At 69.9% G+C, this 15,830-nt stretch carries 13 protein-coding genes; 5 read left to right on the top strand and 8 right to left on the bottom strand.

Translation table 11 applies throughout. From position 1 onward, the window contains the following. Nucleotides 1-37 precede the first annotated feature (37 nt). On the top strand, nt 38-1,546 hold the full coding sequence (locus AB0E02_RS04415; protein WP_362135856.1) for a pentapeptide repeat-containing protein: 1,509 nt from the start codon (nt 38-40) through the stop codon (nt 1,544-1,546). 134 nt (nt 1,547-1,680) lie between these two features. Here AB0E02_RS04415 and AB0E02_RS04410 read toward each other — a convergent pair whose 3' ends face one another. Continuing rightward, on the bottom strand, nt 1,681-4,053 hold the full coding sequence (locus AB0E02_RS04410; protein WP_362135854.1) for an MMPL family transporter: 2,373 nt from the start codon (nt 4,051-4,053) through the stop codon (nt 1,681-1,683). Between the two features lie 81 nt (nt 4,054-4,134). On the opposite strand from AB0E02_RS04410, the gene AB0E02_RS04405 reads away from it, so the two are divergent. Then, nucleotides 4,135-4,617, top strand: a complete 483-nt coding sequence (locus AB0E02_RS04405) for a hypothetical protein (RefSeq protein ID WP_362135852.1) — start codon at nt 4,135-4,137, stop codon at nt 4,615-4,617. Nucleotides 4,618-4,651: 34 nt separating this feature from the next. Here AB0E02_RS04405 and hemC read toward each other — a convergent pair whose 3' ends face one another. Next, nucleotides 4,652-5,587, bottom strand: coding sequence for a hydroxymethylbilane synthase (hemC, locus tag AB0E02_RS04400; protein WP_362135850.1), 936 nt, complete (start codon nt 5,585-5,587; stop codon nt 4,652-4,654). Nucleotides 5,588-5,700: 113 nt separating this feature from the next. Between hemC and AB0E02_RS04395 the strand changes: the two genes are divergently transcribed. Then, nucleotides 5,701-6,423: a DinB family protein gene (locus AB0E02_RS04395; RefSeq protein ID WP_362135848.1), complete on the top strand. Its 723-nt coding sequence runs from the start codon at nt 5,701-5,703 to the stop codon at nt 6,421-6,423. 40 nt (nt 6,424-6,463) lie between these two features. On the opposite strand, the gene proP is transcribed toward AB0E02_RS04395, so the two are convergent. From proP to AB0E02_RS04375, 4 genes are all read right to left on the bottom strand, one after another. Beyond that, entirely contained in the window at nt 6,464-7,975 is a 1,512-nt protein-coding gene (proP, locus tag AB0E02_RS04390; protein WP_199812377.1) for a glycine betaine/L-proline transporter ProP, read from the bottom strand. A 603-nt stretch (nt 7,976-8,578) separates the two neighbouring features. After that, the gene (locus AB0E02_RS04385) at nt 8,579-9,286 is read right to left on the bottom strand and encodes a class F sortase (protein ID WP_362135845.1); all 708 of its coding nucleotides are present in this window, start codon (nt 9,284-9,286) and stop codon (nt 8,579-8,581) included. Between the two features lie 130 nt (nt 9,287-9,416). After that, nucleotides 9,417-10,133, bottom strand: a complete 717-nt coding sequence (locus tag AB0E02_RS04380) for a hypothetical protein (RefSeq protein ID WP_362135843.1) — start codon at nt 10,131-10,133, stop codon at nt 9,417-9,419. 738 nt (nt 10,134-10,871) lie between these two features. Then, nucleotides 10,872-11,609 carry a Mut7-C RNAse domain-containing protein gene (locus tag AB0E02_RS04375; protein WP_362135841.1) on the bottom strand — a complete coding sequence of 246 codons (738 nt, stop codon included), beginning with the start codon at nt 11,607-11,609 and terminating at the stop codon, nt 10,872-10,874. Nucleotides 11,610-11,945: 336 nt separating this feature from the next. Between AB0E02_RS04375 and AB0E02_RS04370 the strand changes: the two genes are divergently transcribed. Then, the gene (locus AB0E02_RS04370; protein ID WP_362135839.1) at nt 11,946-13,235 is read left to right on the top strand and encodes a bifunctional GNAT family N-acetyltransferase/ATP-binding protein; all 1,290 of its coding nucleotides are present in this window, start codon (nt 11,946-11,948) and stop codon (nt 13,233-13,235) included. A 55-nt stretch (nt 13,236-13,290) separates the two neighbouring features. On the opposite strand, the gene AB0E02_RS04365 is transcribed toward AB0E02_RS04370, so the two are convergent. Beyond that, nucleotides 13,291-14,070, bottom strand: a complete 780-nt coding sequence (locus AB0E02_RS04365) for a chitinase (RefSeq protein ID WP_362135837.1) — start codon at nt 14,068-14,070, stop codon at nt 13,291-13,293. Nucleotides 14,071-14,394: 324 nt separating this feature from the next. Here AB0E02_RS04365 and AB0E02_RS04360 point away from each other — a divergent pair, with 324 nt between their 5' ends. Beyond that, entirely contained in the window at nt 14,395-15,096 is a 702-nt protein-coding gene (locus tag AB0E02_RS04360; RefSeq protein WP_362136116.1) for an aspartate/glutamate racemase family protein, read from the top strand. A 249-nt stretch (nt 15,097-15,345) separates the two neighbouring features. Here the strand turns inward: AB0E02_RS04360 and AB0E02_RS04355 are convergent, their stop codons facing one another. Beyond that, the gene (locus AB0E02_RS04355) at nt 15,346-15,699 is read right to left on the bottom strand and encodes a hypothetical protein (RefSeq protein WP_362135835.1); all 354 of its coding nucleotides are present in this window, start codon (nt 15,697-15,699) and stop codon (nt 15,346-15,348) included. Nucleotides 15,700-15,830: the final 131 nt, after the last annotated feature.

Genomic DNA, 15,830 nt, shown 5'->3' with positions numbered 1-15,830 from the left:
CGCCCGAATCGGACCGGTCAGGACAAGAACCTTTCAAATGCCCGCGCCCGGCACGGATTTCGACTGGAATGAGCCGGTGGCACACAAGAAAAATGTACGCGCCGTCCGCGCCGTGCTCGCTGCAGTCGTCGCGCTACCAGTTGCTCTCTTCTTTTGCGCTATGTACCTGTCGCTCATCGAGGCGCTGCTGAAAGGTAACAAGGTCGCGGCTTGGTGGCTGCTGGTCGAGTCCCTGGCCCTCGCTGCCACCATCTTTCTGATCGTCTGGCTGCGGTACCGGCGCGACCGCCAAATCGGCCTGCTCATCGGCCTGTTGGCGATAGGCGCGATCTGGCTGTGGGGGCAGCACCTGTGGGATGCCGTCTCTTCGACGGTCGTGCCGCAGTACAAGGGGCTGAAGCCCGCAGAGCACGCACAGGCCGTCGGACAGTACCGGCTCGCCGTCGTTCAGGCCTGCGCTGCCGCTGGCGGTGTGATCGCGTTGCTCTACACCGCACGGAACTACCGGCTCATTCGCCGCGGCCAGGTGACGGACCGGCTCTCCAAGGCTCTGGAGCGCCTGGAGTCCACGGAAGAGTTCGTACGTCTCGGCGGTATCCTCGCCCTGCAGCAGATCGTCCACGACGCGCCGGCACAGGCCGAGCATGTGACGCACATCGTCCGCACGTTCGTCCGCCGTCAGGCACCGAAGGCAGGCCGGAGCACGTCGCAGGGTGGGCAGGCAGCAGCGGCTTCAGGCTTGCTGCTGCCCCCGGGACACGCGTCCTCCGGCCCAGAGAGGCCGGCGGCCGATGTCCAGGCAGCGCTGACCGCGCTGAATGCCAGACACGCCAAGCTGTATTCCTCCCGCATCGATCTCAGCGGATACCACCTCGCCGGTGCTCATATGGCGCGCCAGAATCTGTCTGGGGCGCAGCTGAGCGGAGCAGTGCTGACGAATGCTGTCCTGGTCCGTGCTGCACTGGGACGAGCAAGCCTGGAAAACTGCGATCTCCGGTGGGTGCTGGCCACGGATTCCCGGTGCAACAAGGCGCAGATGAACGGCGCTGATCTGCGTGCGGCGGTCTTCATCCTGGCCAATATGGTGGCCTGTGACCTCACCGACGCGGATCTGCGCCATGCCGACCTTTCCAAGTCAGATCTGCAGCTGGCAACGTTGGTCGGTGGAAAGTTGTCGGGTGCGTGCCTGGTGAGCACTGACCTGACCAATGCCGACCTGACGGATGTCAGAGCAGAGGAGGAGCCGGTGCGCCTCGATGAAAGCTGCCTCGACCAAGCGCGCCTCAACGGAGCGGTATTGCGGAACGCCAGCCTCATCGGGGCGAAGCTACGGCACGCCGACCTTACCGACACCGACCTGACGGGCGCCGATCTGACCAGAGCCGACCTTCGCATGGCGCGGGGGTTGACGGCAGACCAGTTGCTCGCTGCCGCTTCGATCGACAAGGCACAACTGGACCCCACGCTCCGCGCAGCATGCCGACGCAACGTGCATGGGGCCGGGACTGAGGCTCATGGGCCAGTCGGCCAAGAGGTACAGCCCTGACCTCGGGCGTGCAGTCGCAGGCCAGCCGCCTGAAGGGTTGCAACACCGCGTCGCGCTCTCGAACGCCGCCATCAGAGCACACCCAGATGCCGCTCGCATAAGGGGTGGTCGGGGCCTGGTCACCACACGGTTTCCTACTGCGTTCGCGTCGCGTCGGCGTGCGGCTCGACGTTCGCGCGGCGGGCGGCGCGGCGGCCGCGCCCCGGCGCCCACCAGTTGGCCCGCCCCGCCAGCCGCATCACCGACGGGACCAGCACCCCCCGTACCACCGTGGCATCGACCACGACGGCCAGTGCCAGACCGACTCCCAGTTCCTTGAGCAGCAGCACGCCCGAGGAGGCGAGCGCGCCCATGGCCACGGCCACGGCGAGCGCCGCCGCGGTGAACAGCCGTCCGGTCCGGGAGATGCCGTGGACGATCGCCGCCGTATTGTCGCCCGTTGCCCGGTAGTGCTCCTGGATACGGGAGAGCAGGAACAGCTCGTAGTCCACGGACAGGCCGAATGCCACGCTGAACAGAAGCAGCGGAATCGTCATGTCGATCGTGCCGGTGACGGTGAAGTCGCCGAGCAGCGACCGTAGATGACCGTCCTGGAAGACGAAGACGAGGCCGCCGAGGGCCGCGGTGAGGCTCAGCGCCGCCACCGCGAGCACCTTCAGCGGAATCAGCACACTGCGGGTGAACAGGAACACCACGGCCATGGTCCCGGCGGCGATCAGCCCCAGTGCCAGCGGGAGCCGGTTCGCCAACGCGGCGCGGGCATCGACGACTTGAGCGGCCCAGCCGGCGAGATGCAGGGCGCCGCCGGGGGCCGGCAGCCGGCGGACCGCGTGTACGAGGGCGGCGGCACGCTCCGACTGCGGGTCGGACCGCAGCGTCAACGTCACGACGGTGCCCCGCACCATGCGCCCGGCGGCTCCCCCGCCCAGCCTCGGCGCGTGCGCTCCCCCGCCCGTCTCAGAGGGGTACGCTCCCTCGCGCCCCACACGCCGCCCGCCCGCATACCGTCCCGTCGCCGGAACGGTCACCGTCGCCTCCCCCCGCACCCCGGCCAGCCCGGACAGCCTGCGTCCGTACGCATCCAGCGCCGCCCGGTCGGCCTCCGGATCGACCCGAGGGAGGACCGCCGTCAGGGTGCCCTCCGCGGACGTGCCCCACTCGCTCCGCACGAGATCGGCGGTCGCATGCGACTCGGCGCCGGCCGGCAGGATCCGTTCATCGGCGAGCCCGGGGCGGCCGTGTGCGAACGGCAGCACCAGCGCGGCCAGCACCACCATGCAGGCCGCTCCCCAGCACACCGGCCGCCGGGTGACCGCCCGTGCGATCGTGCCCCACAGCGGACTGTCCCCGCCGATCGTCGGCGCCGGTGCCCACCGGAACCGTCCCAGGGGATCCAGGGCCGTGACCCGGCTCCCCCAGCGGACCAGTACCGCCGGCAGCACGAACACAGCGGTGAGGGCGGCGAGTACGACCACCACCATGCCCGCGTACGCCATCGAGCGCAGGAACGAGAAGGGGAACACCAACAGCGCCGCCAGGGCCGCGGTCACCGTACCGGCCGACACGGCGACCGTGCGGCCGGCCGTCGCCACACCGGCCAGCGCCGCCTCCTGTGCGGTACGGCCGCGGGCCTGCTCCTCACGGAACCGGGCGACGATGAACAGGGCGTAGTCCACCGCCAGTCCGAACCCGAGCGCGCCGATGAGGTTGACGGCGAAGACGGAGACGTCCGTGACGGCGGTGAGCGCCCACAGCACGGCGAGCGCCCCGACCGCCGCCACCCCGCCGACCAGCACCGGCAGGAGCGCCGCCACCAGCGAACGGAACGCCAGGGCCAGGATCACGAAGGTCAGCGGTGCGGCGATCAGCTCCGCCCGCAGCAGGTCCGTACGGGCCTGCACGGTCGACTGTGCCAGGCTCCACGCGGGCCCGGTGGCCCGGATCGCGAACGGGCCCCGTTCCCCGGCGTAGCGCGGTACGAGCCGCTCCGCGGTACGCGCCGTCCCGGTCTCGCTCCCGTCAAGATCGACCAGCACGAGCGCGGCCCGCCCATCCGTCGACCGCAACCCCGCCGCACGACCACGATCAAGGTCAACATCAAGACCACGAGCAAGATCAGTACCACGAGGACCGTGCGCACCGTCTGCGTCCGCCGTCCAGTACGAGCGGACCCCGGCCACCCCTCGCTCAGCTGCCAGCCGCTCCGTCAGACGTCGTCCCGCGACACGCACCGCCGGATCGCCCAGCGCATTCCGCGGTGCGACCGGCCGGACGACCAGCACGAGTTCCGGGCTGCCGGCGCCGTAGCGCGCCGCCCACGCCTCGGCCCGCTCCGAAGGTGTCCCCGACGCGGCCAGGCCGCCTACGGACAGCCGATCGGCCAGCCCCGAGGCCGCGCACCCGAAGAGGACACACAACACCCCCGCCACCACCAGCACCCGGCGCGGAAACCGCACCCCCCACTCCGCGAACCCCCACCGCCCCGTCCCGCCGCATCCCTTGCCCATCGCGCCATGGTCCAGCCGGCCTGCGGGCGGGCTGAGCTGACGCGCCGTCACTCACCCCACACATGGAACGGATGGCGCACCATGAAGGACGCACACAAGTCCGCAAGCCGAGCCCATGCCGCCGCGATCCGCCCGCTCCCCTTCGCCCCACCGTTCGCCCCACCGGAGGTCAACACCGTGACCCAGGCCCGCTACATACGGTTCCAAGGGACGACGCGCAGTCCGCACGGCCACTTTCCCGGCATCTTCGCCCTCGCCAACGGGCTCGCCCGGGACGGCAGGCTGAGCGAGGAGCAGTACCGCTTCTGGCGCGCCGGAAACGACTGGTACGACGCCCACTACGCCAACCCGTCCGACACCGACCCGCTCGTCTACGACCGGCAACGGAACCCGTGCGCGGTGGCCTGGTTCAAGACCACCGCGACCCACCTCATAGCGCGCGTGGACGGCTACCTGCACCTACTGGCCGCACACGGCGTCCCGTACGAACGACTGGAGTCCGCCGACCCGGGCCGCATCATCTACGAGGACGACGACCAGGTCGTGGTCGTACCCCGGGGATGAAGAGAGCCCGTGCCCCTTCGGGGCACTCGCGGGCTCAGTGCGGGATGCCGTCGATGAGTTCGCGGGCGCCCTGGCGCAGCAGGGTCACGGCCACGGAGGTGCCGAGCGTCTCCGGGGTGAGCGGTCCGGCCCATTCGTGGGCGTTGAGGACCGTCTTGCCGTCCGGGGTGAAGACGCAGGCGCGCAGGGAGAGTTCGCCGCGGCGGTCGGTGGTGGCGTAACCCGCGATCGGGCTGTTGCAGTGCCCCTGCAGGGCGTGCAGCAGCATCCGCTCGGCGGTGGTCTCCTGGTACGTCCGGGGGTGGCCCAGGCCGCTGACCGCGTCGATGGTCTCGGTGTCGTCCTCGCGGCACTGGAGCGCCAGCACGCCCGCGCCGATCGGCGGGCACATCTCCTCGACGGAAAGGACCTGGGTGATCACGTCCGTCCGGCCGATGCGCTCAAGACCCGAGACGGCCAGCAGCAGTGCATCCGCCTCGCCGGCCGCGAGCTTCTCCATGCGGCGGTTGGCGTTGCCGCGCATCGGCACGCACTGGAGGTGCGGGTGCGAGGCGGCGAGCTGGGCGATCCGCCGGACCGAGGAGGTGCCGATCCGGGTGCCGGCCGGGAGCTCGTCGAGCGTACGGCCGCCCGGGTCGATCAGCGCATCGCGGACGTCATCGCGCTCCAGGAACGCGGCGAAGGTCGTACCCGCCGGCAGCGGACGGTCGCCCGGAATGTCCTTGACGCAGTGCACCGCCAGATCCGCCTCACCGGCGAGCAGGGCGGCGTCGACCTCCTTGGTGAACGCGCCCTTGCCCTCGACCTGCGAGAGCGCACCCATCCAGCGGTCACCGGTGGTCTTGACCGGGATGACCTCGGTGGCGATGCCGGGATGGAGCGCGGCGAGTTCGGTGCGTACCCGCTCCACCTGGGCCAGGGCCATCGGCGAGTCGCGGGAGACGATGCGGATCAGTTCTGGGGCGGACATGCGCCCACGATAGTCCGTCAGTTAGGGGCGACCGCCATCAGGAGGCCACCGGTGGGGGCGTTTCCTCGGGGCCCGTTCCCTTCGCCCACGTCATCACGAGATACGGTCCCTTCATGTCCCAGTCAACACCCCTTACCGTCACCGCGGACGACCTCGACCGTTGTGTGCAGCTCGCGGTGGCCGTACTGCGCCGGGCACCCGCGGAGGCGTGGCAGCAAAGAGCCGGTTCGCTGGAGTGGGACTGCTGGGAGACGGTCGAGCACCTCAGTGACGACCTCTTCGCCTACGCCGTCCAACTCGGGCCGCGGAAGCCTCCGTTGGACGGTGAGGTGCCCTTCGTGTGGGAGAGCCGACGGCCGGGCGGGCCGGCGAACGCCGTGCATGCCGACCGCGCGGCGGGGCCGGCGGGGCTGTTGCAGGTGCTGGAGGCGTGCGGCGCGCTGCTGGTCGCCATGGTGCGCACGGCATCGCCGGAGGTCCGGGCTCACCATGTGTTCGGGCTGTCGGACCCGGCGGGCTTCGCGGCGATGGGGGCGGTGGAGACCCTGGTCCACACCCACGATCTGGCCGAGGGGCTGGGGCTGATTTGGGAGCCGCCCGCCGACCTGTGCGCACGGGTGCTCGCCCGGCTGTTCCCGGACGCCCCGGGCGTCCCGGGCAATCCGGGTGACCCGGGTGACCCGGGTGCCGCGGAGGATCCGGGGGCTCCAGCTGTGGCGGATGCCCCAGTGACCCCCGGCCCGTGGACCGTCCTGTTGTGGGCCACCGGACGCGGTGCGCTACCGGGACGTCCTCGTCGCACCAGTTGGCGCTGGGACAGCAGCGTGCGCCGATGAAGTCCGGGGTGACTGCGCCGACGGAGTGACGAGGGGGTTCTCAGTGCCGGGCCCAGGGGTGCCGTAGGCGGATCCAGATGTCCCTGGCCCGCCGGCCGGCCTCGGTGCGGCTCTTGGCCACGAGTGCCTGGGCCTGCTCCTCGGTCTCCACCATCGGGCCGGAGCCGCGCAGCGGTTTGCCCGCGGTCTCGTGCAGGAAGAAGGTGGCGATCAGCCCGATGACACCGGCCGCCATCAGGTAGTACGCCGGGACCATGGCGCTTCCGGTCGCCTGCACCAGCGCGGAGGCGAACAACGGTGTCGTACCGCCGAAGAGCGAGACGGAGATGTTGAAGGAGATCGACAGCGCTCCGTAGCGCAGCCGGGTCGGGAAGAGGGCCGGCAGCGTCGAGGCCGACGTCCCCGCGAAGCACACCAGCAGCAGGCCGAGGATCAGACACCCGAAGGCGGGCAGCAGGATGCCGCCGGCCCGGATGAGCAGCACCGCGGGCGCGGCGAGCGCGATCAGGGCGGCGCTGCCCGCCATGAAGACGGGCCGCCGGCCCCATTTGTCGGAGGTGCGGCCGACGGTGGTGATGGTGAGCACCACGACGACCATGGTGCCGAGCACCAGCAGCTGCGCGGTGAGGGGGTCCTCGCCGAGGGTCTCGGTCATGTACGTCGGCAGGTAGGAGGTCACCATGTAGTTGGTGACGTTGTAGAGCAGCACCAGGCCCATGCAGATCAGCACCGCCTGCCAGTGCCGGGTGAAGATCTCCTTCAGCCGCCCGTGTCCGGACTGGCGGGCCTCCTCGACCGGGTCCTCGCCACCCGCGGCACGGACCGCCTCCGCGTCGTGGTGGGCCTGTTCGGCCTCGCGCTGGAAGGCCGGCGTCTCCTCCAGCCGCAGCCGCATGTACAGGCCGATCAGCCCCAGCGGCCCGGCGACGAGGAACGGCAGCCGCCAGCCCCAGTTCACCAGACCGTCCGTACCGAGGACGCCGGTGAGCAGCGTGACCAGTCCGGAACCGAGCGAGTACCCGACGAAGGTGCCGAAGTCGAGCCAGCTGCCGAGGAAACCGCGCCGGGTATCAGGGGCGTATTCGGCGATATAGGTGGTGGCTCCGGCGTATTCGCCACCGGTGGAGAAGCCCTGCACCAGACGGCAGATCAGCAGCAGAATCGGGGCGGCGAAGCCGATGGTGTGGTAACTGGGCAGAAAGCCGACCGCGAAGGTACTGATCGCCATCATGATCATGGTTGCGGCGAGTACGCGCTTGCGGCCGATGCGGTCGCCGAGCGGACCGAATACGAGGCCACCGAGCGGCCGGACGAGAAACGCCGCGGCAAATGTTGCGAACGTCGAGACGACCTGCGCCCCGGGCGAACTCGCCGGGAAGAACACCTTCCCCAGCGTGCCCGCCAGATAGGCGTAGACGCCGAAGTCGAACCACTCCATGGTGTTGCCCAGCGCGGCCGCCGAGACCGCCTTGCGGACCGCGGGCCGGTCCGTGACGGTGACGTCCTGGGCGCTCAGTGGCTGTTTGCGGCGGCGCAGCAGAATGCGCAGCATGCGGTCGGTCGCGGGCGTACCCCCGCGGGCCGGCTTCCGGCCCCGCCGCGGGGTAGGCGGTTGTTGACGTCCGGGGTTCATTTCATCCCGTCATCAGGGCGAGGTTGTGGCATCACGAGCAGAGTGCGTCAGACGCACTCACGTCTGCGGCACGCAGCTCTGCTTCTCAGCGCTGCGGTACTCACGTCGTCTCGCGTGTGCCCAGTGATCGCCAGGCAAAACGGCTCACGACCGGAACGACCCGTGAGTACTTCTCGAAGTCGGAAAGCGGAAGGCAGAACGCAGGAGGGGAACGCGGGAGGGGGAACGGGAAACGTGGAACGGCGAACGGGGAACGCGGAGAGGCGTCGCGAGGTCGTTCTCAGTGCCGGGCGAATACTGAGCGGTTCGGGCCGAGCGCGTTCATTATTCCCTCGCCCCTTCCCGGCCGGGGAAGCATCCACGGTTCCGCGTGTCGCTCGACCGCAGGCCGAATACAGAACGGTGCCCGGACCGGCGCGGCGGCCGGCCCGGGCATCGTCCGGTTGCAGCGGGACGAAACGCAAAGACAGGAACGGGTGGAGACGGGGAGGGTCGGGAGGAGGGAGGAGGTACGAGGGCGGATCAGGCACGCCTGTACGAGGAGAGGTGGGCGAAGACCACGATGTTGTCGACGTAGTCCTTGACCTTCCGGTCGTAGGCGCCCCCGCAGGTGATGATCCGCAGCGACGCGTCCGGCACATCGCCGTAGACGCGGTCGTTGGGGAAGTTCGCCTTGCTGAAGGTCTCCACGGAGTCGACCTTGAACGTGGCGATCACCCCGTCCTCACGGGTGATGTTGACCGTACTGCCGGGTTTGAGGGATTCGAGTTGCATGAACACCGCGGGTCCGGTCTTGGTGTCGACGTGGCCGGCGATGATCGACGAGCCGCGTTCGCCCGGCGTGGCCCCGTCCTTGAACCAGCCGACGAGGTTGTTGTCGCCTGCGGGAGGAGCTTCGAGCTGGCCGGTCGGGGTGATGCCGAGCGGGGTGAAGGGCGCGTCGACCGCGATCGCCGGGATCGACAGCCGCTTCGGCGCGGAGCGGGGCAGAGCCAGTCCCGGAGCGACGGTCGGAGCGGATGAGGAGCCGTTCGCCCGGGGGGTTGCGGAGGCGGCCACGGCGTGGGAGGACTGCGGCTTGGGATCCGCCGAGGTGTCGACGGAGTTGTAGACGAGGAGCGAACCCAGCAGAAAGGCTGCCGCGGACCACAACAGGCCGCGCCCGACGGGGCGGGAGGCGGGGGTCCGGGGCGGGTTCTTCTTCGGCTGGGGCGACTGCTGGGCGGTCATGTGCGGATGCCTTTCATGAACGGGCGGCGGCGAGTCGTGGGGAGGCGGTGGGAAACGCAATCGCCGCGGCCACCGTCCACGAGGAACGGTGGCCGCGACGGCGCAGCGGCCTCCGTACGGGGCAGCCTTGTCAGGCCGTCGCAGAACCCGAGGCGGAACGACGACGCAGCATGTAGGCACCGGCACCCAGACCACCGAGCATCAGCACGGAGCCGGCGGCCATGCTGCTGCCGGACGCGAGGCCACCGCCACCGGTGTGGATGCCGCCGTGCGGCCGGCGGTGGTCGCCGTAGCCACCGTGGTCGCGGTCGCCGTAGCCACCGTGGTCCCGGTCGCCGTAGCCACCGTGGTCCCGGCCGCCGTCCCGGCCGCCGCCGTCCCGGCCGTGGTCGCGCCCGTGATCCCGGCCACCGCCACGGCCGTGGTCGTCATCGCCGTAGCCGCTGCCCTGGTCCCAGTCGGCGAGCACGGTCTGAGCCAGCGCGCCGCCACCGGTGTGCACACCACCGCTCGGCCGCTGCCGGCCGTGGTCGCAGTAGTGGCCCCGGCCGTAGTCACGACCGTGGTCCCGTCCGTAGTCACGACCGTGGTCGCGGTCGCGGTCGCGGTCACGGCCGTTGTCGCGACCGTTGTCCCGGCCGTTGTCCCGGCCGTTGTCCCGGTCGCGGTCGCGGTCGCGACCGTTGTCGCGGCCATTGTCACGTCCGTGGTCCCGGCCGTAGTCACGACCGTGGTCCCGGCCGTAGTCGCAACGGTTGTCGCGGCCGTGGTCGCGGTCACGGTCGCCGTTCCTGTCGTGATCGTTGTTGCTGGCAGACGACCCGCTGCCCGAGGCAATATCCTCCATGATCATTGCGTTTGCGACGGGCGCGGAGATTGCGAGGGCCGCCGTGATGGCGGCCGAAGCGAACAGGGTGCGGGCAGTGCGCATGGGGAGATGTTCCTTTCGGCGCGACTACGAAGGCTGACTCTTTGTCGGCACATCGGATCGCAGTAGCGATGTGATCACCGTCAGCCGGATTGCGACCGCGCACCACCGGAGAACGTCGCATTCGAGGTACCCGATGGGCTCTTCGGGTGGCCGAAAGCAGCGGATTCACCCGTTGGACGGCGCGCGTCGTCGGCGTGTCGCGCAACGAGTGGGCTAGGGGGCGCGAGGGCACACTCGCCACCGGGATGGCTCACGGTCTACGCGGGATGGTTCACGACCTCCACGCGGGATGGTTCACGACTGAACGACTGAGACGGCGACGGTGACGGCGACGGCGACGGCGACGGCGCTACAACTGGTACCTCGGCGGTCCACTTCGGCCGGGTGGCAGAGAACCCGGCACCGAGCCGACGGCCGATCCGCTACCTGACTTGATTCAGAACTCCCTTTCAACGAAGGGAAGTTGAGCACTCATCGACGAAGAGTCACTACGGCCACAGCAGGTGCTGGAGCGACGCGAAGCGCCGATTGCCCTCCCGCCCGTCACCCGCCCTGAGGAATGCGTACGGCCAAGCGGCCGCCCCGGGAGGCGCCGGCCCGCACCGCGTGTTCCAGCGGCAACGGGCGATGGCCCACGGGCAGCCGCTCGCCGTATCAGCCGGCGTTCTCCCGAAGCGCCTCCTGGACGATGGCCTCCAGTCGGGCGTGGTGGGCACCGCGCCAGTAGACACGGCCGCAGGCGGTGCACTGCGCGAAGACGTCGTACGTACGCTGCGTGCCGTGCTGGAGTTGCTCGCGCACCGAGTCCTTGTCGGCGTCCGCCAGCTTGCCGTTGCAGGCCGTGCAGCGCGTCCAGGGGGCGAGCGCGGGCGCAAAGCGCGTTAGGACGTCGCGGAGTTGGTCATCGGGCCGGTCGCTGTAGACGAACGCTCCGGCCCAGATCTCCCGTCGGCGCAGCAGGCCGCGGTCCCGGGAGAGCAGCACCCGCTGCTCCTTCGCCGAGAGCGCCGCCAGTGCGGCGTCGCCCGGGTCCTGGTTCGTGTACGCCGCGTCGACGCCCAGCAGCCGCAGCCGGCGGGCGAGGGTGCCGAGGTGGACGTCGAGCAGGAAGCGCAGCGGGGCACCGGGGACCTGTTGCGGGCGTTCGACGGCCCGCACCTCGATGCGTTCGCCCGCGCTCGGCACATGGGCCGGCGTCGCCTCGGCCCCGTCCACCACCAGACCGCCGACCTCGGTGAGCGGGACGCCCAACGACTCGACGACATGGCCGAGCGTCGAGGTCCCGTCGGTCACCACGGGCACATCCGCGGCACTGTGCTCTGCCGCGACGAAAACGTGCAGCTCAGGGGCGAAGCTGAAGTGGACTACCGGTGCGTTCACGTCGCACAGCATGTCATCGGCCGGGACGGACCGGCCAGCAAATTCCGCCTCGGCGGGCGGCCTCCAAGGAAGACGAGATCTGGCTACGTACGGACCGTAGTGGTCCGCGCCCTCGGTTGTGCACGGTGGAGCAGGCCCGCGCTCCCCCCTGAGCCCTAGCCTCACTGCCACCCCACGCACATCAGGACGACATCAACCTCATCGCAACACCAACGTCACCACGGCATCAACGTCACCACGACACCTCAACACCAACGTCGCGGGGCCTCGACGTCTGCTGACATCGGCGTCACCCAAAGGCACCCAAGGCACCCACATCACGAGCATGACCAACGAGGGGCGGTACCGGTGAACTGGCTCATCCATGACTACCGCGAGAACGATCTCGCCGAAGTGGTCCACCTGATCGACTCCACGGCCGACCTCGGGCAGGAGTCCGTCTTCTCACTCGCCGAGTGCATCAGCGCGCTGACCTCGCGGCAGCCCGCCGTGGTGGCCGTCCACCAGGGAGCGCCCATCGGCGCCGCGCTGGCCTGCGTGGCGGGTGAGCGGGGCTGGGTGATGCGGATCGCGATCTCGTCGGCCTGGCGCGGCCGGGGCCTGGCGAGCGCGCTGCTGGTGGAACTGGAACGGCGGCTGATCGCGGCCCGGGTGAGCCGCATCGCGTACGTCCTGCCGGAGGAGGACCTGCTCGGTGAGGGGTTGCTGAACGCCGGCTACACGCGGCAGCCCGCGGTGGCCTACTTCGAGAAGGTCGAACCGCACCACGGTCCGGCGGCCAGCCTCCTGGAGGACCTCGGCGGGCGGTTCCTGCCCGCCGACCTCTGGGCAAAGGTGGCCGGGATGGAGGCGGAGAAGGACCTGATCGAACGGCGGGTCGTCCTGCCGCTGGCGGAGCCGGAGCGGGCCGCCCGGCACGGCGTCAGGCCACCGCGGGCGATCGCCCTCTTCGGTCCGCCGGGGACCGGCAAGACCACCTTCGCCCGGGCCATCGCCGCCCGACTCGGCTGGCCGTTCGTCGAGCTGCTGCCGTCCCGGCTCGCCGACGAGGGCAATCTCGCGGCGGCGCTGCGCAGCGCGTTCGCCCGGATCGCGGATCTGGAACGGGTGCTCGTCTTCATCGACGAGGTCGAGGAGATCGCTCCGGTACGGCATGAGCCCGCCCAGCCGGGTGGGCTGCACGGCGTGACCAATGAGCTGCTCAAGCTGATACCGGGGTTCCGGGAGCGGGACGAACGGCTGTTGGTGTGCGCGACCAACTCGATCCGCTCGCTCGACCCGGCGTTCCTGCGTCCGGGCCGCTTCGACTACCTGATCCCGATCGGTACGCCGGACACCGCGGCGCGCTCGGCGATCTGGTCCCGGTACACCGAAGGGCGGGCCGATGTGGACGTCGCGGCACTCGTGGCGGCCAGTGAGCTGTTCACCCCGGCCGACATCGAACACGCCGCGCGGGTGGCCGCGCAGGCGTCGTTCGAGCGGGACCTGGAGTCGGTCGGCGCGGGGGCGGGCACGCACGGCCGGTTCGGTGCGAGCACCGAGGACTACCTCGCCGCCATCGCCCAGTGCCGGCCGTCCGTCACCCCCGCCATGATCGACGAGTTCGGCGCGGACATCACGGCCCACGCCCGTTGCTGAGGGCGGCCGGCGCTCGGACGCATCTACGTATGCCTACGCCTACGCCTACCCCGCCTCAGCAGCTCAGATTGTCGCCAGGTGTGGTGCCCAGGATCTGCACGAAGCTCGTGTAGTTGTTGATCCGGCTCTGCACCTGACCGGGGTTGCCGCCGTTGCATTCGAGGGACCCGTTGATGCTGCGGATGGTCTCCCCGAAACCGGCGCCGCTCACCATCGCCTGATGGGGGGTCATGGTGCCCGGGCCCTTCTGGGTGTTCCAGTACCAGAGCGCGGTCTTCCAGGCGACGGCGGGATCCTGCTCCACCAGGTAGGGGTTGTGCAGCAGATCGATCCCCAACGCGTCGCCCGCAGCCTTGTAGTTGAAGTTCCAGCTGAGCTGAAGCGGCCCGCGGCCGTAGTAGGCGGCCTGCCCGGCCGGGCACCCGTACGGCTGGCCGGCGTCGCAGTAGTGGGGATAGTTGGCGGTGTTCTGCTCCACTACGTAGACGAGCCCGCCGGTCTCATGGCCGACGTTCGCGAGGAACGCCGCTGCCTCCTGCCGCCGTACGGTGTCGCTCCCGGTGTTCGCGAACTCCGGGTAGGCACTGAGCGCCGCGGTCAGTCCGCTGTACGTGTAGAACGCGTTCCGGTTCGGGAACATCTGGTTGAACTGCGCCTCACTCACGACGAATTCCTCGGCCCGCGCATCGGCCCGGGCATCGGGCCGGGCTCCGTCCGGAGCAGCGGTACAGGAGGTACAGCCCACCGCGGCCGCCACAGGGCCCGTCGGCACGACGAGGGCAACACCGACGGCCAGAGTCGCGGCACTCAGTACCGCGGCCATACGTGTTCTCATTGCGAAACTCCTTCGCGCGGCCGACGGGCGCCACGAGCCCCAGGAGCAGGGCTGAGCGAGGCGGGGCGAGGCGGGCGGGCCGGCCGCAGAGGTGGGGGGAGACGGGAATCGCGCGCACGGACGTACAGAGAGACGAGCCAAGGTCTAGACCAACTGAGACTCAACTGCAGGCTAGCCAGCCACAGTTGTCCATGTCCAGACCAATGCAAGGATCGCCTCGTGTCGCCTCGCGCGTCGCCTCGCGTCGGCTCATGTCGCGTGGTGTCGCCTCGCGTCGGCTCGCCGCTCAATCCCGCACACCTGTGCAACAGTGATCCCATGGAAATGCGAACGATCGGACTGCTCGGCGGGATGAGCTGGGAGTCCACGGCGGAGTACTACCGGCTGCTGAACGAGCTCACCCGCGAGCGTCTGGGCGGCCTGCATTCGTCCAAGTGCGTGCTCTACTCGGTGGACTTCGCCGAGATCGAACGACTGCAGGTCGAAGGTCGCTGGGACGAGGCGGCCGAGATACTCGCCGAGGCGGCCAAGGCCCTGGAAGCGGCCGGCGCGGACCTGCTGCTGATCTGCACCAACACCATGCACAAGGTTGCCGATCAGGTAGCCGCCGCGACGTCCGTCCCGCTCCTGCACCTCGCTGACACGACGGCTGAGGCCGTCCGCGCGCACGGGCTACGTCGCATCGGACTGCTGGGCACCGCCTTCACCATGGAGCAGGACTTCTACCGTGGCCGCCTCGCACACCACGGACTCGACGTCCTCGTCCCGGACGCCGCCGGCCGCAGCACCGTCCACAAGGTGATCTACGACGAACTCTGCCTCGGCATCGTCCGCGAGGGATCCCGGGCGTCCTTCCAGGCAGTCATCGACGATCTGGTGGCGGCCGGCGCCGAGGGCATCGTCCTGGGCTGCACCGAGATCGAGCTGCTCATCGGCCCCGAACACAGCCCGGTCCCCGTCTTCCCCACCACCCGCCTGCACGCCGAAGCAGCCGTCAACCACGCACTCGCCCCCGTGACCACGTAGCTCGGCCCGACGCTGAACACCCCTGCAGTTCGGCCCTGGTGTGAAGTCATTGCACGAGGTCACGGCATGGGGTCACAGCGTGAGGTCACGGCGTGACGGGCGAGCGAACCCCTCGGCAGGTCACTCGGCCCCACCCCAAACCCCTGACGCGTACGACCACTCCCTCAACTACCCTTTCTCCGCTAATTCTTGGGTGACCCCGAGGTTTGAAGTGGCGACAGGTACTCTGACGTGGTGTCGCGTACCGAGTTAGAACGACTGGCCAGAATCCGGATGCAGGTCACCGGGGAAACGCTCGAACGCGCCATGGCCGTACTCCAAGGACAGGCCGCCGAACCGGACCCCGAGGACGACCACGCCCCTGAGTCGGACCGCACCCTTCCGGATGCTGAGCCCGAGGCTCCAGAGCCGGGCTTCGCCCTCACCCTTGCCACCGCTCCTGCTCCCGCCCCTGATCCAGACCCGGCCGCCGACGACGACGGCACCGGCGAGGGCGCTGGTGATGGTGATCGTGATCGTGATCGTGATCGTGATGGCAACGGTGACGCAGAGCCCGCCGATCCTCCGAACGTCGGCGAGGCTCCATCCCAGCGGCGGCCCCACCTACGCGGCCTCTAACCAATGACAGGCCCGCCCGGCCCAACCTTGCGTCACGTACCGCAGCCACTGGATCGCAAACAGTCACTCCCCGCCAAGGGCGCTTCTGCCGCCTCCGGCACCTCCAGCCCTTCCGG

The sequence above is a fragment of the Streptomyces sp. NPDC048196 genome, from assembly GCF_040652715.1.
In the GTDB taxonomy this organism is placed as follows: Bacteria; Actinomycetota; Actinomycetes; order Streptomycetales; family Streptomycetaceae; genus Streptomyces; species Streptomyces siderophoricus.
The sequence above is the reverse complement of the archived record's forward strand: the minus strand, read 5'-3'. Positions and strand labels throughout refer to the sequence as shown.